Genomic DNA, 20218 nt, shown 5'->3' with positions numbered 1-20218 from the left:
ACGGCGACATCCTTGGATGAGGGGTTTCCGGCGCGGCCGGTGTGGCTCCATTCAACTGCCACCGCGCCCACGGATCAATGATGGCGTCGTCTCGCACCGCCGCGTAGGATTTCACTCGCACCGCCTTCCAGACGCCATCGGCATCACATCGCCACCCCGCGCATTGTTCCAGACCAGGATCGCATGACATCATCGCCCGTATCACCCAATCGCTACCGGGGCATGCGCATCGCCGCCATTCTGGCCGTTCTGGCCGCGATCGGCGCCGGCGGCTGGATGTGGGCCGATCGGGGCATGCCGGCCAACGCCACCACCGACGCCGATGCCGATGTCAGGCTGGTGACCACCGGCAGCATCGAGCACAGGGTAACGGCGCTGGGTCTGCTGGAACCACGAACCTTCGTCGATGTCGGTACCCAGGTCTCAGGGCAATTGGACCGCGTGTATGTGGCGATCGGCGACATGGTTGCCGAAGGCGCGCTGCTGGCCGAAATCGACCCGGCGATCTATGAAACACGGGTGCGTGGCGACGAGGCGAAGCTGCGCAATCTTGAGGCCCAGCTTGCTCAGGCCCGGGCCGAGCGGGATCTGGCACGGCTGCGCGACGACCGCGCCCGGCGGCTGTTCCGGTCGAATGCGCTCAGTCGCGACGAGGCCGACACCAGCGCCGCCGATCTGCGGATCGCCACCGCCAAGGTCGATGCCCTGCTCGCCCAGGTGAGCGAGGCCCGCTCCACCCTCGACGGCGACCAGGCCAATCTTGGCTATACCCGCATCCTGGCGCCGATCTCGGGCACCGTGGTCTCGCAGACCTCTGTGGTCGGCCAGACCCTGAACGCCAATCAGACCTCGCCGATCATCCTGCGCATTGCCGATCTGGCCACCATGACTGTGCGCGCGCAGGTGACCGAGGCCGATGTCGTGCGCATCCGGACCGGTCAGCCGGTGCGGTTCTCCACCCTCGGCATGCCCGACCGGGTGTGGGAAAGCCGGGTGCGCCAGGTCCTGCCGACCCCGCAGACCTTGAACGACGTGGTGCTCTACGACGTGCTGATCGACATCGCCAACCCCGACGGCGCGCTGATGACCGCGATGACCGCACAGGTGTTCTTCATTCTGGATCAGGCGATCGATGTGCCTCTGGTGCCACTGGCGGCGCTGCATGACGGGGCCGATGGCCGGGTGGTCGCGCTCCGGCTGCCCGACGGGCGGACCGAAACCCGGCCGGTGCGGATCGGGCTGGTCGATCGCGGCCATGCCCAGGTGCTGGCGGGGCTTCAGCCGGGCGATGCCGTGGGGATCGGGCCAGAGCCTGCCACGGGGGGCGCGCCGGGCACCGTCGGCAGTTGGCGCAGTGGCGGGCGCCCGCCTGCTGCCGCCATGGCACGCGCGGCCGCGCCGGCGCCATGATCGCCCATCGGCCCGCCTCCGCGCCTCTGCTGGTGCTCGACACCGTCTCGCGCCATTTCGGCGGCGCCGGCGGCGTCACGGCATTGACCGGCGTGTCATTGACCATTCAGGCTGGCGAGATGGTCGCGATCATGGGCGCGTCCGGATCGGGCAAGACCACGCTCATGAACATCCTTGGCTGTCTCGACCGGCCGGACGGCGGGCGCTATCTGGTCGACGGCCAGGACGTGTCGAGGCTGGATGGCGACGCGCTCGCCCGCCTGCGCAACCGTCGCTTCGGCTTCGTCTTCCAGCGCTATAATCTGCTCCCCGGCCTGACCGCGCGCGAAAATGTCGAGATGCCGGCGGTCTATGCGGGGTGTGCCGCGCGCGACCGTCACCGCACTGCCGCCGCCCTGCTCGACCGTCTGGGGCTCGGCGCCCGTGCCGGACATCGGCCGAACCAGATGTCGGGCGGTCAGCAGCAGCGGGTCTCGATCGCCCGGGCGCTGGTCAATGATGCCGAGATCATCCTGGCCGACGAGCCGACGGGCGCGCTCGACGAGGCAAGCGGCGCCGAGGTGCTGGCCTTGCTGAAGGATCTCAACCGCGAGGGCCGCACCGTCATCCTGATCACCCACGATGCGGCGGTCGCGGCCCATGCCAGTCGCCAGATCAGGATGCGCGATGGCCGCATCGTCGCAGACAGCGGCGCCGATGCACCGGTCACCTGTCCACCATCGGCCACCTGTCCACCACCAGCCCATCCGTCACCCGCCACCGCTCCGGCAGCGCAGCGCAGGCGATCGTTGGGCATCACCGATATCGGCGCGGCGGTGCGGATGGCACTGCACGCCCTGCGGGTCAACCTGTTCCGCTCGCTGCTCACCCTGCTGGGGGTGGTGATCGGGGTGGCTTCGGTCATCGCCATGCTCGCGATCGGCGATGGCAGCCGGGCGGTGACGCTGGAGCGGATCGCCGCCATGGGCACCAATCTGCTGACGGTGCGGGGCGGCGCGCCGGGCGTCAGGGCGGTTGGCGACATCACCTCGCTGACGGTCGAGGACGTGCAGGCAATCCGGCAGATCGACGGAATCGTCGCCACCGCCCCCGAACGCAATCTGCGCACCACGCTCAGGGTCGGCGGCATCGACTACACCACCATGGCTCAGGGCGTGTGGCCGGATGCGCTGCTGGTCAGGAACTGGCAGATGGCGCGCGGCCATTTCATCAGCGCCGCCGACGTCTACGACTACCGGTCTGTGCTGGTGCTGGGCGATACCGTCGCCCGCAATCTGTTCCCCGACGGAAGCGACCCGATCGGCGGCTATGTCCTGGTCAGGAACATCCCCTTCGAGGTGATCGGCGTCCTGGCCGCGAAAGGGGCGACACAAAGCGGCAGCGATCAGGACGATGTGGTGCTGATGCCCTTGTCGACCGGCTTTCTGCGCATCCTGGGCCGGTCGCATGTCAGTTCGGTCACGGTCCGGGTCGAGAGCGCCGATCAGGTCGCCCCGGTCGCGCGCCAGATCGACAGCCTGTTGCTGGACCGGCACCGCGTCCGCAACTTCCAGATCCGCGACACCGCCGCGGTTCAGGCGGCGATGAGCGACAGCCAGCGCAGCTTCGCCCTGCTGCTGGGCTCGGTCGCGGCGATTTCGCTGCTGGTCGGCGGCATCGGGGTTATGAACATCATGCTGGTCTCGGTAACCGAACGCACCCGCGAGATCGGCATCCGCATGGCGACCGGTGCGCGGATGCGCAGCATCCTGATGCAGTTCAATGTCGAAGCGGTGGTCGTCTGCGGCATCGGCGGCGTCGTCGGCATCGGTGTCGGGCTGGCGGCGGCGCTTCTGCTCGCCCGCGCGGGCTTCGACGTGCTGATCACCCCGGCACCTGCCCTGCTTGCCTTCGGCTGCGCCTTCCTGACCGGGGTCGTCTTCGGCTATCTGCCGGCCCGCAAAGCCGCGCGTATGGACCCGGTCATCGCACTGGCTGCCGAATAGCCGCCGCATCCGTGACCGGATCGGGTGGCAGCAATACGCCGGTCGGAATCACCAGATCGGCGGTCAGGCGTCGGCCGGTGGCATCGCCCCGGACAAGGCGGACACCATCGGATGCCAGCGGAAAGCCACGCAGAACCAGTTGGTCCAGATGCAGCCGGACATGGGTGTCGTCGCGCTCCAGGCTCAGCGACTTCACGGCCAGCGCCAGCCCGACCGTGCCCGCGGACGGCGCAACGCCCCGGCGGATGTCGGCCAGAATCAGCGACGGCGCCAGACTGTCGCCACCGCCACCGGATGCGGCAACACCAGCCAGCAGCCGCGAGGCCGCGACCCGTGCGGCCGCCGGCTCCATCCCCAGCCGCAGCAGCAGGGCGATCATTTCCCAGTGCAGCGCCCGGGCGCCCTTGCTCAAGGCCTTGCCCAGCGTGCGGGCGGCACCGTCGGGCACATCCAGCCCGCCCAGGCCGAAGGCCGAAGGCCCCCTGGCCGCGGCCGATGCCGTGCCGAACGCACCGCTTCGGCCGTCGGGCAGGTCTTCGCCCGCCACCGCCTTGTCGGCGGCACCGCGCGCCTCTTCAGGCGTCATGCCCAGCAGGGCGAACAGCGCCGCGAGCGCGCTGCGCAAGTCGCGCAGGCTGTCGGTGAACAGGTCGTGATCCGTCTCCGCCCCGGGAACCGGCTCCATCTCCGACAGCAGTGCCGATGCCGAGAACGCCGCACCGGCAAGCGCCGTTGCCGATCGCATCGAGGCCAGCCTGTCCGATGCCGCACGCGCGGCCGCAGACAGATTGGCCGCGGCCGCGGCCGATGCCGATGCCGAAAGCGGAAGACGTGTCGCCTGGAAAGATGAAGGCAGAGGTGCCGTCGGCGGATGTCTCAACGCCGACGGCACCACCCGTTGCCTTGGGAGCCGTTCCGGCCCCCGGTCCGATGTATTCGACACCATCGTGCCACCACCCGATCAACCGGTTGGAGTCAAACGACCACCTGCGGCCCTTGAGGGCCGTCACGCAATCCAAGAACATGGCACGATATCGGTTCGTCATGGGTGCGAACCGTTAGCAACAGATTAGCGGCAAACAGCGGCTTCCTGCAACAGAAACAACCGCATGACGCAACACCTCATGCCGCCCCGGCATCGTCTGCCGGCTCGGAGCCGCTCATGGCCGATGGTTCAACGGCTCAGATAGCGCAACGCCTCGTCCAGACCGCGCAGGGTCAGCGGATACATCCGCTCCTCCATCAGCTTCTGGGTGATCTTGACGCTTTCTGTATAGCGCCAGCGCTGCTTCGGCTCGGGGTTCAGCCAGACGATCTTGGGGAAATGATCGATGAACCGGCGCATCCAGACCTGACCGGATTCCTCGTTCCAGTGCTCGACCGAACCGCCGGGCATCACGATCTCATAGGCGCTCATCGTGGCATCGCCCACGAAGATCACCTTATAGTCGGGGCCGAACTTGTTCAGAACGTCGAGCGTGGGCGTCCGCTCCGAGAAGCGCCGGTAATTGTCCTTCCACACATTTTCATAGATGAAATTGTGGAAGTAATAATATTCCAGATGCTTCAATTCGGTGCGGGCGGCGCTGAACAGCTCTTCGCACAGCTTGACGTGATCATCCATCGATCCGCCGACATCGAGGAACAGCAGCACCTTCACCTTGTTCCGCTTCTCGGGCACCAGCTTGATGTCGAGATAGCCGGCATTGCGGGCGGTGGAGCGGATCGTGTCAGGCAGGTCCAGTTCCAGATCCGAGCCTTCGCGCACGAAGGCGCGCAGCCGTTTCAGGGCCACCTTGATGTTGCGGGTGCCAAGCTCGACATCGTCGTCGTAATTCTTGAAGGCGCGCTGGTCCCAGACCTTCACCGCGCGGCGGTTGCGCGACCGGTCCTGACCGATGCGCACACCTTCCGGATTATAGCCATAGGCGCCGAACGGGCTGGTGCCGGCCGTGCCGATCCATTTGTTGCCGCCCTGATGACGGCCTTTCTGTTCCTCAAGACGCTGTTTCAGCGTCTCCATCAGCTTTTCCCAACCGCCCAGTGCCTCGATCTCGGCCATCTCTTCGGGCGTCAGGTGCTTTTCGGCCAGCTTGCGCAGCCATTCCTCGGGAATGGCGCCCTCGATCGCCGCGAAATGGGCCTGGGCGCCGTTGAAATAGGCGCCGAAGACCTGATCGAACCGATCGAAATGCTTCTCGTTCTTCACCAGCGAGGTGCGCGCGAGGTAATAGAATTCTTCGGGCGAGAACTGGGCCAGTCCCGCCTGCATGCCCTCGATCAGGACCAGATATTCCTTGATCGTCACGGGCAGCTTCGCCTCGCGAAGCTTGAAGAAGAAGTCGATCAGCATCAGCGCGCAACCTTCACCAGCGGTTGGAACCCGGCATGCGGGGCGCGGCGGGCGGTTCCCCCGCCGGCGCGCGCAGCATGTCAGGGCCGGTATCATCAGTGTTCATCGGCAGCGATCCGCAGCCCTTGGCCGGCCGCGGATCGCCAAGAAGTCAGCCGCGACCGGGGCCTTCCGCGCGACGCTTGGCCATGAACACCAGCCGCTGGGCCAGCGACACATCCTGTTCGTTCTTGATCAGGGCGCCATACAGCGGCGGCAGGGCCTTGTCCTTGGCCTCGCGCAGGGTCTCGGCGTCCAGATCCTCGGCCAGCAGCAGCTTCAGCCAGTCGAGCAGTTCCGAGGTCGAGGGCTTCTTCTTCAGGCCCGGCATCTCGCGGACACCGAAGAACATCTCCAGCGCCTCACGCACCAGCGCCTGCTTGATGCCCGGATAATGCACATCCACGATCGACCGCATGGTGTCGGCATCGGGGAAGGCGATGAAATGGAAGAAGCACCGGCGCAGGAAGGCGTCGGGCAGTTCCTTTTCATTGTTGGACGTGATGATCACCAGCGGCCGGTGAATGGCGCGCACCGTCGCCCGGGTCTCGTAGACATAGAATTCCATCCGGTCCAGCTCGCGGAGCAGGTCGTTGGGGAATTCGATATCCGCCTTGTCGATCTCGTCGATCAGAACCACGGTCGGCTCTTCGCTGGCGAAGGCATCCCACAGCGCGCCGCGGATGATGTAGTTGTCGACGCTCTTGACCTTGTCATCGCCAAGCTGGCTGTCGCGCAGCCGCGACACCGCGTCATATTCGTAAAGCCCCTGCTGGGCCTTGCTGGTCGACTTCACATGCCACTGATGCAGTGGCCGGCCCAGGGCGCGCGCCACTTCTTCCGCCAACATGGTCTTGCCGGTCCCGGGCTCGCCCTTGATCAGCAGTGGTCGTCCCAAGGTCAGGGCGGCATTCACCGCCATCATCAGATCCTCGGTCGCGACATAGCTGTCGGTGCCCGTGAATTTGGCCGGCTGCGTGGTCTGGTCCATGGCCATGAAGATCCCGTGAAAAGCCTCATCTCTGGCCAGAGGGTAGCATCGCGACCGGCGGGTTCAAGCCATTAAACCATAAAGCATAATTTCAAGCGATGTTCGACCGCGTGAAAGTTGTATCCAACATGCCGGCGCACGCCTGAAAGTCGATGCGTCCGCATGGGTCGCGGCGGGGCCGATCCCCCGGCAACGGCGCCGTCAAACCCTGGCGCGGGCGCGAAACACCGACAGGCCGATGAACACCCAGCCGATCAGAAACGCCGTGCCGCCCACCGGCGTCACGAACACCAGCGGCCGCCATCCGGTTGCGACATAAAGATAAAGACTGCCCGGAAACAGCACGGCGCCAAGCGCGATGGCGCCGGCGCCGGCCAGCAGCCGCTTCTGTCCGAAGGGCAGCACGCCTTTCACCGCCAGACTGTGCGCCATGCCCAGCACCAGCAGCACCAGCCCGTGAACCAGCCCGTACAGCGCGCCGGTGCGCACGATATCGGCGCCATGCACGTCCCCCAGCTGTTGCAGCCCGTGGGTGGCGAAGGCACCGGCGGCAACCGCCAGCAGGGCGCTCAGCGCACCGATGATCCAGATCGTGCGCAGCATGGGCGTCGTCCCTTCCAATGTTGCAAGTGGCGGCGCGCATGGCGCCGCCCGGTCCGCATCATGTTCCGATCGGCGCGCAACGCTTGGTTCGCGGCCGTCAGGGGCTTATATCTCGCCGCACCCACGCCGGACAAGGCGGCGCGGGGTCGCAGAGCCGATGCGATCACTCACCCACCCCGCCATCCGGAGACAGGTTGCCGTGCAGGTCGTCGTTCTCGGCAGTGGTGTCATCGGCACCACCACCGCCTATTTTCTGGCGCGCCAGGGCCACGAGGTCACGGTCATCGACCGTCAGCCCGGATCGGGGCTTGAGACCAGCTTCGCCAATGGCGGCCAAGTCAGCCCCAGCCATTGCGAACCCTGGGCGAACCCCGAAACCCTGAAGCTGCTGCCCCGATGGCTGTTCCGCGAGGATGCGCCGGTCATCATCCGCTGGCGCGCCGATCCGAAGCTCTGGGCCTTCGGCCTGCGCTTCCTGGCCAATTGCCGCGCGGCGCCCACCCGCCGCAACACCGAACGCGCCTGGCGCATCGGCCGCTATTCGCTGGAAACGCTGCAACAGATCCGTCAAGACGAGGGCGGGCGGGACGACGCCTTCTCCTATGATGAGCAAACCCGCGGCATCCTGCATATCTATCAGGACAATGCCGGCTTCAACCGCGCCGCCGATCACGCCCGCCATCTGGCGCGGGACCTGGATTGTCCACAGACCATCCTTGGCGCCGATGGCTGCGTCGCCCATGAACCGGCGCTGGCGGCCATCCGCGACAGCCTGGCCGGCGGCGTGCTCAGCCCCGCCGACGAAAGCGGCGATGCGCATCTGTTCACCACCCGCCTTGCCGCCCGCACGCGGGAGATGGGCGTTCTCTATCGCTATGGCACCGGCGTGCTGGCGCTGGACACGAATGGCGACCGGGTGACCGCCGTGCGCCTGTCGGACGGCACCAGCCTCAAGGCAGACGCGGTGGTGGCGGCTCTTGGCAGCTATACCCCCCTGCTGCTGCGCCAGATCGGCATCCGCCTGCCGGTCTACCCGCTGAAGGGCTATTCCGTCACCGTGCCGGTCGACGGACGCAACACAGCGCTGCGCGGCAGCATCACCGACAACGCCCGGCGGATCGTGTTCAGCCGGTTGGGCAACCGGCTGCGCGCCGCCGGCACGGCGGAACTCGCCGGCTATGACCTGTCGATGAACCCGGTCCGCTCCCGTGCCATCCTGACAGCGGTCGAGACGCTGTTTCCCGACATCGGTGACACCAGCCGCGCTGAATTCTGGTGCGGGCTCAGGCCCGCCAGCCCCGATGGCGTGCCTGTTCTGGGCCCCACGCGTTTCCGCAACCTGTATCTCAACACCGGTCATGGCACGCTGGGCTGGACGATGGCCGCCGGATCAGCGCGGGTGGTCGCCGATCTGATATCGGGCCGCCAGCCTGATATCGACATCGACGGGCTTACGATCGACCGGTTCTGAACCACACCCGATAGGCGCAGCGCGCATCGCCCGATGGCTGGTGGGCGATGCGCTCCACCATCGCGTCCGGCCCCAGGGCCTCGCGGAACAGCGCCAGTTCCGATCGGCAAAGCCCTTGACAGATGGTGGCGGCGGCACAGATCGGGCAGTGATGCTCGGTCAGCACGAAACCGCCGGGCATGTCGGGATCGGCCGTGACCTCGGCCATATAGCCTTCCGTGCTGCGCGTGGCCGCCAGCGCCCGCAGCCGTGCCGCGCCATCATCGCCGGCCGCCGCCATCGCCGCCGCATAGCTGCGGCGCTGGGCGGCCTCGCGACCGGCGATCAACTGGTCGATCCCCGCCTCCCCCATGATCGCGCGCACGCCCTCCAGAAGGTCCACCGCCAGCCGGGCATGGCCGTCTGGGAAATGGGCGTGGCCGGCCGCCGTCAGCCGCCAGAAGCGGCGCGGCCGGCCGACACCTTCAACCCGGTCCTCGAAGACGACCAGCCCGTCATCCACAAGCCGCGCCAGCTTCTCGCGCACCGCCTGCGCCGTCACGCCAAGAGCGGCGGCGAGGTCCGCCGCGGTCACGGGCGCCAGTGTCTTGATCCGGGTGAGCAGGCGATCGTCGCTATCGGTCATGTCGTCCTTGTCAGGTGGCGGATCTCAACTATCGGCCGTGGCCGCGGTGAAGGTCAGCGTCACCGCCCGCTGTCCGTCCAGTGGCCGCACATCCATGGCGATATGCTCCGCCGAGGCAATGGCATGGGCGACGGCGAATGTGAAGCCCTGGACCGACACATGACCGAAATCATCCGTCCCGGCGGGCGCCGCCGCAAACCCGCCGCCCGAGGCATCGACCACACGGGTGATGACGCGCGGCAGGTCGGCCGGCGAGAATGCCCCGGGCGCCGTCACCGACACCCCTGTTCCTCCATCATCCGTCAGGCGCAGGGCCACTGCAACCAGGCCGCCGGCCTGGGTGCCGGCAATCACGCCACTCAGGGTGAACATCAGCAACTGCTTCAGGGCGCGCGGATCCTCGTGCACCACGACCGGTCGATTGCCACGATGCAGATCGATGCCGACATGCCTTCGGTCGGCATGCAGCCGCTGCAGGTTCACCACCTCGATCAGCATGTCATCCAGGTTGACCGCCGTGACGGCCTGGCGGGCGGCACCGGTCTTCGCGTCACCCATCTGCAACAGCCCTTCGACCATGTGCAGCAGGTCGGCGCCACTCTTGCGGATAAAGCCCGCATACTCCGAATAGGCGGGCGCGCCGACCGGCCCCATCATCTCGGTCTGGATCACCTCGGCGAAGCCCAGAATGGCGTTCAGGGGCGTGCGCAATTCATGGCTCATCTTCGAGAGCATCTCGAAATGCGCCTCGCGTTCCTCGATCAGCCGGTGGCGTTCGGCGCCCGTCGCATCCAGCGCCCCGTCCAGCCGGGTGATCCCCTCCTGAAGATCCGCCATCAACCGGCCGGCCTCGTCGGTGAACCCGGTCGGCAATGCCGCGACGTGCCGGTTGTGGATATAGTCGTGGATGGCGGCCGAGGCCGCGCGCACCGGATTCAACAGCAGATACAGCGCCGCCAGCGTGCCCGCCGTCCCGGCCAGGGTCGCGATCAGCACGGTCAGGGCGATCGGCATCACCGCCTCCAGACTGAGTGGTGACGCCGCCAGAAGATAGGCGGCAAGGCAAATCAGCGGCACATGCACGCCGACGAAACTGACCGCCATGATCTTGGCGACATAGGAACGCCGCAACCATGCGCGATCAAGCCGTGTATAGAGCCAAAGGTTGTGATGGGGTGACGACGCGAGGGGCATGGACAACATCTTTGATATGGGAACCAGGCTGCCGGCCCGGTCTTCTGCCGGCACAGGCCGGACATGACATAGGGCGGCGTCATCCTGTTGGACACCGACAGTTCTTCACCTTCCATGCAGCCCCCTCCCGCGTCAGCCGGAGGTCGTCGCGGAATGGGCCATGCTCACTGACCGATTGCTATTTAACAAAATATACCTTGTTTAAACCACCGAAACCTAATTAAACAGGCTATCGCTTTTTATAAAGGAGGCCGGCATGACCACCACGGGTGGCGATTGGGCGGAAATCCGCCGGGGCGGGCGGTTCGGCGCCTTCATGGTGCTGTGCCTGGGGATCTGGCTGCACGCGGCCGACAGCCTGCTGACCACCACGGTGATGCCGGCGGTGACTGCCGAAATCGGCGGCATCGCCTGGGTCAACTGGGCGCTGGCGCTATACGAACTGGGCTCGATCGTGGCCGGCGCCTGCACCGGGCTGGCGGTGCGGGCGGCCGGGCTGGGCCGGGCGACGACCCTGGCTGCGGCGGCCTTCGCGGTGGGCTGCGTGATCAGCGCCCTTGCCCCCGATATGGGCACCTTGCTGGCTGGCCGGCTGGTCCAGGGGGTGGGTGGTGGCACGCTGGTGGCGCTGGCGCATGTCTCGGTGGCCAGACTTTATGAACCCCGACTGTGGCCAAGGCTCTATGCGATCATGTCGGGCCTGTGGGGCGCATCCGCCCTGGCCGGGCCGATGATCGGCGGGCTGTTCGCCGATGCCGGCCTCTGGCGCGGCGCGTTCTGGGCCTTCGGTGCGCAGGCACTGGTGGTGGCCGTGGCCGGCGGGCTGCTGCTGAACCGGGTGGGCATTGCCGCCATGGATGCGGCGGAACGCGGCGATGCGCATGGCATGCCGGCGGCCCGCGTGCCGTTCGGCCGGCTGGCGCTGCTGATCATCGCCGTGCTGGCGGTGGCGGCGGCGGGCGTGTCGGGCGCCATCACCACCGCGGCCCTTCTGGGGCTGGCCGGTGTGGCGTTGCTGGCCGTGTTCTTCCGCGTCGACGGCCGCCAGCCGCTGGGCCGGGGTCTGTTCCCGCCGGCAGCGCTGAACCTGCGCCATCGCCAGGGCATGGGGCTGATGATGGTGCTGACCCTGTCGGCCGGGACCGTGCCGTTCACGGTCTATGGCCCGATCCTGTTCGTGGTGCTGCACGGCACCGATGCCCTGACGGCGGGCTTCCTGGTCGCGATCGAGGCGGTTGCCTGGACGATCGCCTCGGTGCTGCTGTCGGGTGCCGGCCCCCGCGCCGAACGCTGGCTGATCCGTGCAGGCGCCGTGGTCATCCTGGGCGGCATTGCCGGTTTCGCCATCGTCATCCCGCATGGGTCACTGTGGATGGTGATCCCGTTTGCGGCGGCGCAGGGCGCGGGCTTCGGCATGTGCTGGGCATTCATCGTCCGCCGCATCGTCGGCGCGGTGCCAGATGACGCGCGAGAGAGCGCCTCATCGGCCGTGCCGACCATGCAGATCCTGGGCTATGCGCTGGGTGCGGCGGCGGCCGGCATCGCCGCCAACCTCTCAGGCCTGGGTGGCGGTCATGGCGGGGCGCTGCCCGATCCGGAAACCGCCGCCCGCGTGGGGTTCTGGGTGTTCGCGGCCTTCCTGCCGATCGGGCTCGTCGGCGTGATCGCGGCCTTCAGGCTGGCGCGCGGCCCGGCCCGCTCGGCCTCTCTGACCTGAGCCTTTCCGGGGTGCGAAACACCGACGCCCGCCGGTTTTCACCGGCGGGCGTCGGGCCGTTGTGGCCGGGTCCAGGCGGGAGATGCCTGAACCGCACCGTCAGGCGACATGCCGCAGCGCGTCGGCGGGGGTGACGGCGGTCAGGTTCTGAACCTCGGCCACGGCTTCGATGGTCAACTGTCCGGCATGGATGTTCAGACCATTCAACAGATGCGGATCATCGCCCAGCGCCCGCGCCACGCCCTTGTCGGCCAGCGCCAGCACGAATGGCAGGGTGGCGTTGGTCAGGGCGAAGGTGGAGGTGCGGGCAACGCCGCCCGGCATATTGGCGACGCAGTAATGCACGATGCCGTCGACCTCATAGGTCGGCGCGCGATGGGTGGTGGCACGCGAGGTCTCGAAGCAGCCGCCCTGGTCGATCGCCACATCGACCAGCACGGCACCCGGCTGCATCCGGCCAAGCAGTGCCCGGTCGATCAGCCGTGGCGCGGCCGCACCCGGCACCAGCACCGCCCCGATCACCGCATCGGCCGTGACCACCGCCTCTTCGATGGTTTCGGTGGTGGCATAGAGCGTGCGCATCGCCGGCCCGTACAGCGCATCAAGCTCCTTCAGCCGGTTCAGCGACCGGTCGATCACCACCACCTCGGCGCCAAGTCCGATGGCCAGCCGGGCGGCATTGGTGCCGACCACCCCGCCGCCCAGAACCACCACCCGCGCCGGCCGCACACCGGGCACGCCGCCCAGCAGCATGCCGCGGCCACCCTGCGCCTTCTCAAGCGCATGGGCCGCGGCCTGCACCGACATCCGCCCGGCGACCTCGCTCATCGGCGCCAGCAACGGCAGGCGGCCGGCGGCATCGGTGACGGTTTCATAGGCGATGGCGGTGGCGCCGCTGGCCAGCAGCAGCCGGGTCTGTTCAGGGTCCGGGGCCAGATGAAGATAGGTGAACAGAATCTGGCCCGGCCGCAGGCGCCGGCATTCCTCGGGCTGCGGCTCCTTGACCTTGACGATCATCTCCGCCCCGGCGAATACCGCATCGGCATCGGCCACCAGCCGGGCGCCGGCCTGTTCATAGGCGGCATCGTCCAGACCGGCACCGATACCGGCCCCCCGCTCCACCAGCACGCTGTGGCCATGGCGGGCCAACTCGCGCACGGCGGCGGGTGTCAGGCCCACACGGTGCTCGTCGGTCTTGATTTCTTTGGGCACGCCCAGACGCATGGTGGTTTCCTCCCCAGGAAAAGCCCGCCGGTGTCCCCGATTTTCATACCGCCGCACTTTGGCCGCCGCACTGTGTCGGCTTGGGCGTGTCCCGCATGCGGACGGACCGCAATCACAGGCAGTATCGGGTGACACCGGCAGTCGTCGGTCGTCACCGCCCGGCGGGTGCCGGGCGGTGTCTGATGGTCATGCCACGGTCTTGATCGCCTCGGACAGCACCTCGAACAAGCGGTCGATCTCGGCCTCGTTGATGATCAGCGGCGGCGAGATGGCGATGATGTCGCCGGTATAGCGCAGCAGCACGCCCTGCTCATAGGCGCGCACGAACACCTCATAGGCCCGCTTGGTCGGCTCGCCGGCGCGCGACGACAGTTCCACCGCCGCGACCATGCCGTAATTGCGGATGTCGATGACGTTCGGCAGATCGCGCAGCGCATGCGCCGCCTTGCCGAAATAGTCGGCCATCGCCGCCGCGCGGTCGAACAGCGTCTCCTCGGCATAGATGTCGAGGGTGGCGAGCGCCGCGGCACAGGCCAGCGGATGGCCCGAATAGGTATAGCCGTGGAAGAACTCGATCAGGTGTTCCGGCCCGGTCATGAAGGCGTCGTAGATTTCCTTCTTGGCGAACACGGCCCCCATCGGCACCGCGCCGTTGGTGATGCCCTTTGCGGTGGTCATCATATCGGGGGTGACGCCGAAGCTGTCGGCGCCGAAATTCCGGCCGGTCCGACCGAAGCCGCAGATGACCTCGTCGAAGATCAGCAGAATGCCGTGGCGGTCGCAGATCTCGCGCAGGCGCTGCAGATAGCCCTTTGGCGGGATCAGCACGCCGGTCGATCCGGCGATCGGCTCGACGATCACGGCGGCGATGGTCGATGCGTCATGCAGCGCGACCAGACGCTCCAGATCATCGGCAAGCTCGGCGCCATGCTCGGGCTGGCCCCACGAGAAGGCATTGCGATCCAGGTCATGGGTGTGGCGCAGATGGTCGACGCCGCCCAGCATGGTGCCGAAATGCTTGCGGTTCGACACGATGCCGCCGACCGAGATGCCGCCGAAGCCCACGCCATGATAGCCGCGCTCGCGGCCGATCAGGCGGGTGCGGCTGGCATCGCCCCGGATGCGGTGATAGGCCAGCGCCATCTTCAGCGCGGTGTCCACCGCTTCCGAGCCGGAATTGCAATAGAACACGTGATCGATGCCGGCGGGTGCCAGTTCGACCAGGCGGGTCGCGAGCTCGAACGCCTTCGGATGGCCCATCTGGAAGGATGGCGAATAATCCATCTCGGAGATCTGCCGGGCGACGGCTTCCGAAATCCGGTCGCGGCCATGGCCGGCATTCACGCACCACAGGCCGGCGCAGCCGTCGAGCACCTCGCGGCCGTCATGGCTGGTGTAGTACATGCCCTTCGCCCCGACCAGCAGGCGCGGATTGGCCTTGAACTGGCGGTTGGCGGTGAACGGCATCCAATGCGCGTCCAGATCGTTCGGAACCATGATGCGCGCCATGACCGCGTCGCTCCCTGTCACTCGGCAATTATGCAAAACGCGACCGGGCAGCCGCACTGGCCGCCCCCTGCTGTCGTCGTTCTGCATGCAAGCCTATCACCGGCAATTAAACTCGACAAAGTGATTTCCACACCACGCACAACATGTTGATATTGCGTCGCGAGATGCACAGAATGTCAAATATATTAAACACACACCAGCCGGAGGCCGCCCGATGAGCACCGATCTGGGCATCAGGCTCAAGACCATCCGTCAGATCTATGGCCTGTCGCAGCGCGAGCTTGCCAAACGCGCCGGGGTCACCAATGCCACGATCTCGCTGATCGAGCAGGACAAGGTGAGCCCGTCGGTCGGATCGTTGAGAAAGGTGCTGGAAGGCATTCCGATTTCGCTGTCGGAATTCTTCGCGCTGGACCTGACGGCGCCGCAGCGCGCCTTCTATCGCGCCAACGAACTGACGCTGATCGCGCGTGGCGACGTGGCCTATGCCCAGATCGGCGAGAATCTCAGCCGCCGGCGGATGCAGATCCTGCATGAGCGTTACGCCCCCGGCGCCGATACCGGCAAGCAGATGCTGCGCCACGACTCGGAAGAAGGCGGCATCGTGGTGCGCGGCCGGATCGAGCTGACCGTCGGCGGCGAAACCTCGGTGCTGGAAGCCGGCGATGGCTATTACTTCGACAGCCGCCTGCCCCATCGCTTCCGCAATGTCGGCGACGACGAGGCCGAGATCGTCTCGGCCTGCACCCCGCCCAGTTTCTGAGCCGATCCTGCCGGTCAGGCACGGCTGCGCGGCTCAGGCACGGCTGCGCGGCTCAAGCGTATATCCTGCGATAAAACCATCGTGCCGTTATACGAATTGACGCGGAATTCACCGGACAATACGCTGCGTGGTGTCGATCGTGCACCGGCAACCGGCCCGAAGACGGGATCGTCCCCCGATACCGGCACCTGAGCCAGCCCGTCCAGGGCCGCTTGCCCGGTCGGCGACCGATCCACGCCCCTATGATCCCTGGTCCCGGATCAGGGCGCCCGATCGGTTCCGGCGCGACAGAACTGACGGCTGTTCCGCCCGGGCGGAACAGCCGTCTTCGTGTTCGCCGAAGATCGGCGCGGCCGGCCCCGAACCCCGCGGCCAATGGGCTGGCGAGGGGGGCATATAGTCGCACCCGGCTAAGATCAGTGATTTCCGATGGCGCGACATGCACCATGGTCTCCGAAGCTGATATCTGTCCTCTTTTCACGCTGACGTCGAAAGAAGCGAGAAGGTTCATGCCCAAGCGATCACGGATCGTCCTGGTGGCGATCGGGCTGGTGGCAGCCGCCGCCGGCTGGTACGCCTGGACACAGCTCCAGCCCGAGGGCCTGCCCGACGGCATCGCCGCCGGCAATGGCCGGATCGAGGCGGTGGAGATCGATATCTCGACCCGCATTGCCGGCCGCATCCGGGATATCATGGTGCGTGAGGGCGATTTCGTCGTCGCCGGCCAACCGGTGGCCCTGATGGACACCGACCAGTTGATGGCCCAGCGCCGCGAGGCCGATGCCCAGTTGCAGAGGGCGCGGATCGGTGTCGAGACCGCCCGCAGCCTGGTCACTCAGCGCGAGGCCGAGAAGACCGCGGCCGAAGCGCTGATCGCCCAGCGCAACGCCGAACGTGACGCTGCGGCCAAGCGTCTGGGCCGCACCGAAATGCTGTCGCGACGCGGCAGCGTCTCGGACCAGATTCTTGATGACGACCGGGCGAAGCTGCAGGGCATGGTGGCGGCGGTGGCTGCCGCACGGGCGCAATCCGCCGCCGCCGACGCGGCGATCGGTGCCGCGCGCTCGGGCATCGTCGATGCCGAAGCCGGGGTGGAGGCCGCGGCCGCGACGCTTGAGCGGATCGACGCGGATATCGCCGATGCCGAGCTGAAGGCGCCGCGCGACGGTCGGATCCAGTTCCGGGTTGCCCAGCCGGGCGAGGTTCTGTCCGCCGGCGGCCACGTGCTCAACATGGTCGATCTGGCCGATGTCTACATGACCTTCTTCCTGCCGACATCCGAGGTCGGACAGGTGGCATTGGGCACCGAGGTGCGGCTGGTGCTGGATGCGGCACCGCAATATGTGATTCCGGCCGAAATCTCGTTCGTGTCCGATGTCGCCCAGTTCACCCCGAAAACGGTCGAGACCGCGATCGAGCGGCAGAAGCTGATGTTCCGGGTCCGGGCACGGATCGCACCGGACCTGCTTGAAAAATACATCCGGCAGGTAAAGACCGGTCTGCCGGGCATGGCCTATGTCCGCCTAGCACCTGATGCCGATTGGCCGAAGGCGCTCGGCGGCACGCTGGTGCAGTGATCATGGAGCCGATCGTCGTCCGGCTCGACCGGGTTTCGCTCTCCTTTGGCCGGGTGCGGGCACTGGATGACGTGTGTCTGGAGGTGCCGTCGGGATGCATGGTCGGCGTGATCGGGCCTGATGGTGTCGGCAAGTCCAGCCTGCTCGCGCTGACCTCGGGCGGGCGCGCGGTGCCGTCGGGCCGGGTGGAGGTGCTGGGTGGTGACATCGCCGACGCCGGGCATCGGCGCAGAACCTGCCCGCGCATCGCCTATATGCCCCAGGGGCTGGGCAGCAATCTCTATGCCACGCTCAGCGTGTTCGAGAATGTCGATTTTTTCGGCCGGTTGTTCGGCCATGACCGGGCCGAGCGGGACCGGCGCATCGGCCGGCTGCTGAAGAGCACCGGCCTGTCGCCCTTCGCCGACCGGCCGGCCGGCAAGCTGTCGGGGGGCATGAAGCAGAAGCTGGGGCTCTGCTGTGCCCTGATCCACGACCCGGATCTGCTGATCCTGGACGAGCCGACCACCGGCGTCGACCCGCTGTCGCGCCGTCAGTTCTGGGATCTGATCGACCGCATCCGCTCTGAACGGCCGGGGATGAGCGTGATCGTCGCCACCGCCTATATGGAGGAGGCCGCGCGTTTCGACTGGCTGGTGGCGATGGATGGAGGCCGTGTGCTGGCAACGGGCACACCCGCGGCGCTGCTGGAACGAACCGGTGCCGACACGCTCGACGCAGCCTTCATCGCGCTGCTGCCCGAGGCTGTCCGCCAGGATTACCGACCAGTCGACATCCCGCCGCAAACTGCGGCCGGCCAAGGCGAGATGGCGATCGAGGCCGAGGGGCTGACGATGCGTTTCGGTGATTTCACCGCTGTCGACCATGTCAGTTTCCGCATCCCCCGTGGTGAGATCTTCGGCTTTCTGGGATCGAATGGCTGCGGCAAGACCACGACTATGAAGATGCTGGCCGGCCTGCTGCCGGCGACGGAAGGCCGGGCACGGCTGTTCGGCGCCGATATCGACCCGCGCGACATCGAGATCCGCCGCAGGGTCGGCTATATGTCGCAGGCCTTTTCGCTCTATTCCGAACTCACCGTCCGCCAGAATCTGGAACTGCACGCCCGTCTGTTCCGCCTGGACCCGCACGGCATTCCGGCGCGGGTCAGCGAGATGGCGGCCCGCTTCGATCTGGATGCGGTGATGGAAACACTGCCCGGGGGCCTGCCGCTGGGTATACGCCAGCGGCTGTCGCTGGCGGTGGCGATGATCCATGCCCCGGATATCCTGATCCTGGACGAGCCGACATCGGGCGTCGATCCGGTGGCGCGCGACGGCTTCTGGCAGATCCTGGTCGATCTGGCGCGGCAGGACGGGGTGACGATCTTCATCTCGACCCACTTCATGAACGAGGCCGAGCGCTGCGACCGCATCTCGCTGATGCATGCCGGCCGGGTTCTCGTCAGCGACCGGCCGGCGGACATCCGGCGCATGCGTAACACGGCCACGCTGGAAGAGGCGTTCGTTGCCGTCCTGGAAGACGCCGGCGCCGGGGCGGCAACGGACGACGCGGCGGACGCGACCATCGCCGGGACGATCGGAGATGGCGCGGCGGGGGCCGCCGACGCGCCGGCGCCATCCCGGCTGCGGCGCGTCTTCGATCCGCGCCGCATGTTCAGCTACACCCGCCGTGAAAGTCTGGAACTGCGCCGGGATCCGATCCGCGCCACGCTCGCCTTGGTCGGCAGCATGCTGCTGATGTTCATCATCGGCTATGGCATCAACATGGATGTCGAGAATCTGACCTTCGCGGTGCTCGATCGCGATCAGACCACCACCAGCCGCAGCTATGTCCGGGATATCGCCGGGTCGCGCTATTTCATCGAGCAGGCGCCGATCCTGGATCATGCCGATCTGGACCGGCGGATGCGGGCGGGAACGCTTTCGCTCGCGATCGAGATCCCCCAAGGGTTCGGGCGCGATGTCGCCCGTGGCCGGCCGGTGGAGATCGGCGCCTGGTTCGACGGCGCCATGCCTCAACGCGCCGAGACCATCCGGGGCTATGTCCAGGGCATGCATGCCCATTGGCTGGCAGCACGTGCCCGAGAGCGCGGCGTCGCCACGGCCGACGCCTTCAGCATCGAAACCCGTTTCCGATACAACCCCGATGTCGCCAGCCTCGTCGCGATGGTGCCGGCGGTGATCCCGCTGCTGCTGATGATGATCCCCGCCATGCTGATGGCGTTGAGCGTCGTGCGCGAGAAGGAACTGGGCTCCATCGTCAACATGTACGTGACCCCGGTCACCCGGTTCGAATTCCTGATCGGCAAGCAACTGCCCTATATCGGGCTGGCGATGGTCAACTTCATGCTGCTGACCGGGCTCGCCGTCTTCATCTTCGGCGTGCCCCTGACCGGCAGCTTCTGGACCCTGGCCGCAGGCGCCCTGCTCTACGTCACCGCGGCCACCGGTATCGGGCTTCTGATCTCGACCTTCATGCGCAGCCAGATCGCGGCGATCTTCGGAACATCGGTGCTGACCATCCTGCCCGCCGTGCAGTTTTCAGGCATGACCGATCCGGTATCGTCGCTGGAAGGCATCGGCGCGCTGATCGGGCAGGTCTATCCCACCGCCCATTTCATCACCATTGCCCGTGGCACCTTTTCAAAGGCGCTGGGCTTTGGCGATCTTCAAGCATCCCTCATGCCACTTGCCCTCGCGATCCCAGTGCTGACAGGGCTCTGTGTCCTGCTGCTGAAGAAGCAGGCGAGGTAGG

General features: G+C 66.9%; 15 protein-coding genes. 7 read left to right on the top strand and 8 right to left on the bottom strand.

The annotated features are described in order from the left end of the window. The first annotated feature begins 183 nt into the window (after positions 1–183). Both WG924_RS17920 and WG924_RS17915 read left to right on the top strand, forming a co-directional pair. A complete protein-coding gene (locus tag WG924_RS17920) occupies positions 184–1410 on the top strand; it encodes an efflux RND transporter periplasmic adaptor subunit (RefSeq protein ID WP_345934464.1) in 1227 nt (408 codons plus the stop codon). Then, positions 1407–3395: a MacB family efflux pump subunit gene (locus tag WG924_RS17915; RefSeq protein WP_345934463.1), complete on the top strand. Its 1989-nt coding sequence runs from the start codon at positions 1407–1409 to the stop codon at positions 3393–3395. Before WG924_RS17920 ends, WG924_RS17915 begins: the two co-directional genes overlap by 4 nt. Here the strand turns inward: WG924_RS17915 and WG924_RS17910 are convergent. The 4 genes from WG924_RS17910 to WG924_RS17895 form a co-directional block, all read right to left on the bottom strand. Further along, positions 3373–4140, bottom strand: a complete 768-nt coding sequence (locus tag WG924_RS17910) for a hypothetical protein (protein ID WP_345934462.1) — start codon at positions 4138–4140, stop codon at positions 3373–3375. The genes WG924_RS17915 and WG924_RS17910 overlap by 23 nt on opposite strands. 429 nt (positions 4141–4569) lie before the next feature. Then, positions 4570–5748, bottom strand: coding sequence for a vWA domain-containing protein (locus tag WG924_RS17905; protein WP_345934461.1), 1179 nt, complete (start codon positions 5746–5748; stop codon positions 4570–4572). A gap of 151 nt (positions 5749–5899) precedes the next feature. Then, positions 5900–6778: an AAA family ATPase gene (locus WG924_RS17900; RefSeq protein WP_372045099.1), complete on the bottom strand. Its 879-nt coding sequence runs from the start codon at positions 6776–6778 to the stop codon at positions 5900–5902. A 201-nt stretch (positions 6779–6979) separates the two neighbouring features. Continuing rightward, complete coding sequence (locus tag WG924_RS17895; protein WP_345934459.1) at positions 6980–7381, bottom strand: DUF423 domain-containing protein; 402 nt, start codon at positions 7379–7381, stop codon at positions 6980–6982. A 199-nt stretch (positions 7382–7580) separates the two neighbouring features. Between WG924_RS17895 and WG924_RS17890 the strand changes: the two genes are divergently transcribed. After that, positions 7581–8852, top strand: a complete 1272-nt coding sequence (locus tag WG924_RS17890; RefSeq protein WP_345934458.1) for a D-amino acid dehydrogenase — start codon at positions 7581–7583, stop codon at positions 8850–8852. Here the strand turns inward: WG924_RS17890 and WG924_RS17885 are convergent. Next, entirely contained in the window at positions 8833–9477 is a 645-nt protein-coding gene (locus WG924_RS17885; protein ID WP_345934457.1) for a helix-turn-helix transcriptional regulator, read from the bottom strand. The genes WG924_RS17890 and WG924_RS17885 overlap by 20 nt on opposite strands. 24 nt (positions 9478–9501) lie before the next feature. Then, complete coding sequence (locus WG924_RS17880; protein ID WP_345934456.1) at positions 9502–10608, bottom strand: sensor histidine kinase; 1107 nt, start codon at positions 10606–10608, stop codon at positions 9502–9504. A gap of 319 nt (positions 10609–10927) precedes the next feature. Here WG924_RS17880 and WG924_RS17875 point away from each other — a divergent pair, with 319 nt between their 5' ends. Then, a complete protein-coding gene (locus WG924_RS17875; protein ID WP_345934455.1) occupies positions 10928–12388 on the top strand; it encodes an MFS transporter in 1461 nt (486 codons plus the stop codon). Between the two features lie 99 nt (positions 12389–12487). On the opposite strand, the gene ald is transcribed toward WG924_RS17875, so the two are convergent. Beyond that, positions 12488–13612: an alanine dehydrogenase gene (gene ald / locus WG924_RS17870; protein ID WP_345934454.1), complete on the bottom strand. Its 1125-nt coding sequence runs from the start codon at positions 13610–13612 to the stop codon at positions 12488–12490. Between the two features lie 186 nt (positions 13613–13798). Continuing rightward, positions 13799–15121: an omega-aminotransferase AptA gene (gene aptA, locus WG924_RS17865; RefSeq protein WP_345934453.1), complete on the bottom strand. Its 1323-nt coding sequence runs from the start codon at positions 15119–15121 to the stop codon at positions 13799–13801. Between the two features lie 214 nt (positions 15122–15335). Between aptA and WG924_RS17860 the strand changes: the two genes are divergently transcribed. From WG924_RS17860 to rbbA, 3 genes are all read left to right on the top strand, one after another. Beyond that, positions 15336–15884: a cupin domain-containing protein gene (locus WG924_RS17860; protein ID WP_345934452.1), complete on the top strand. Its 549-nt coding sequence runs from the start codon at positions 15336–15338 to the stop codon at positions 15882–15884. Between the two features lie 509 nt (positions 15885–16393). Then, on the top strand, positions 16394–17461 hold the full coding sequence (locus WG924_RS17855; RefSeq protein WP_345934451.1) for an HlyD family secretion protein: 1068 nt from the start codon (positions 16394–16396) through the stop codon (positions 17459–17461). Between the two features lie 2 nt (positions 17462–17463). Beyond that, a complete protein-coding gene (rbbA, locus tag WG924_RS17850; RefSeq protein WP_345934450.1) occupies positions 17464–20217 on the top strand; it encodes a ribosome-associated ATPase/putative transporter RbbA in 2754 nt (917 codons plus the stop codon). Position 20218: the final 1 nt, after the last annotated feature.

Source organism: Tistrella arctica (assembly GCF_039630945.1).
GTDB classification, from domain to species: domain Bacteria; phylum Pseudomonadota; class Alphaproteobacteria; order Tistrellales; family Tistrellaceae; genus Tistrella; species Tistrella bauzanensis.
Note: the sequence above shows the minus strand (reverse complement) of the source record. Positions and strands in the feature narration are given on the sequence as shown.

What these genes read in the sequence shown, in the direction of transcription:
- WG924_RS17920 (WP_345934464.1), top strand. Translation starts at nt 184, where the DNA reads ATGACATCATCGCCCGTATCACCCAATCGCTACCGGGGCATGCGCATC.
- WG924_RS17915 (WP_345934463.1), top strand. Translation starts at nt 1,407, where the DNA reads ATGATCGCCCATCGGCCCGCCTCCGCGCCTCTGCTGGTGCTCGACACC.
- WG924_RS17910 (WP_345934462.1), bottom strand. Translation starts at nt 4,140, where the DNA reads ATGCGATCGGCAACGGCGCTTGCCGGTGCGGCGTTCTCGGCATCGGCA.
- WG924_RS17905 (WP_345934461.1), bottom strand. Translation starts at nt 5,748, where the DNA reads ATGCTGATCGACTTCTTCTTCAAGCTTCGCGAGGCGAAGCTGCCCGTG.
- WG924_RS17900 (WP_372045099.1), bottom strand. Translation starts at nt 6,778, where the DNA reads ATGGACCAGACCACGCAGCCGGCCAAATTCACGGGCACCGACAGCTAT.
- WG924_RS17895 (WP_345934459.1), bottom strand. Translation starts at nt 7,381, where the DNA reads ATGCTGCGCACGATCTGGATCATCGGTGCGCTGAGCGCCCTGCTGGCG.
- WG924_RS17885 (WP_345934457.1), bottom strand. Translation starts at nt 9,477, where the DNA reads ATGACCGATAGCGACGATCGCCTGCTCACCCGGATCAAGACACTGGCG.
- WG924_RS17875 (WP_345934455.1), top strand. Translation starts at nt 10,928, where the DNA reads ATGACCACCACGGGTGGCGATTGGGCGGAAATCCGCCGGGGCGGGCGG.
- ald (WP_345934454.1), bottom strand. Translation starts at nt 13,612, where the DNA reads ATGCGTCTGGGCGTGCCCAAAGAAATCAAGACCGACGAGCACCGTGTG.
- aptA (WP_345934453.1), bottom strand. Translation starts at nt 15,121, where the DNA reads ATGGCGCGCATCATGGTTCCGAACGATCTGGACGCGCATTGGATGCCG.
- WG924_RS17860 (WP_345934452.1), top strand. Translation starts at nt 15,336, where the DNA reads ATGAGCACCGATCTGGGCATCAGGCTCAAGACCATCCGTCAGATCTAT.
- WG924_RS17855 (WP_345934451.1), top strand. Translation starts at nt 16,394, where the DNA reads ATGCCCAAGCGATCACGGATCGTCCTGGTGGCGATCGGGCTGGTGGCA.
- rbbA (WP_345934450.1), top strand. Translation starts at nt 17,464, where the DNA reads ATGGAGCCGATCGTCGTCCGGCTCGACCGGGTTTCGCTCTCCTTTGGC.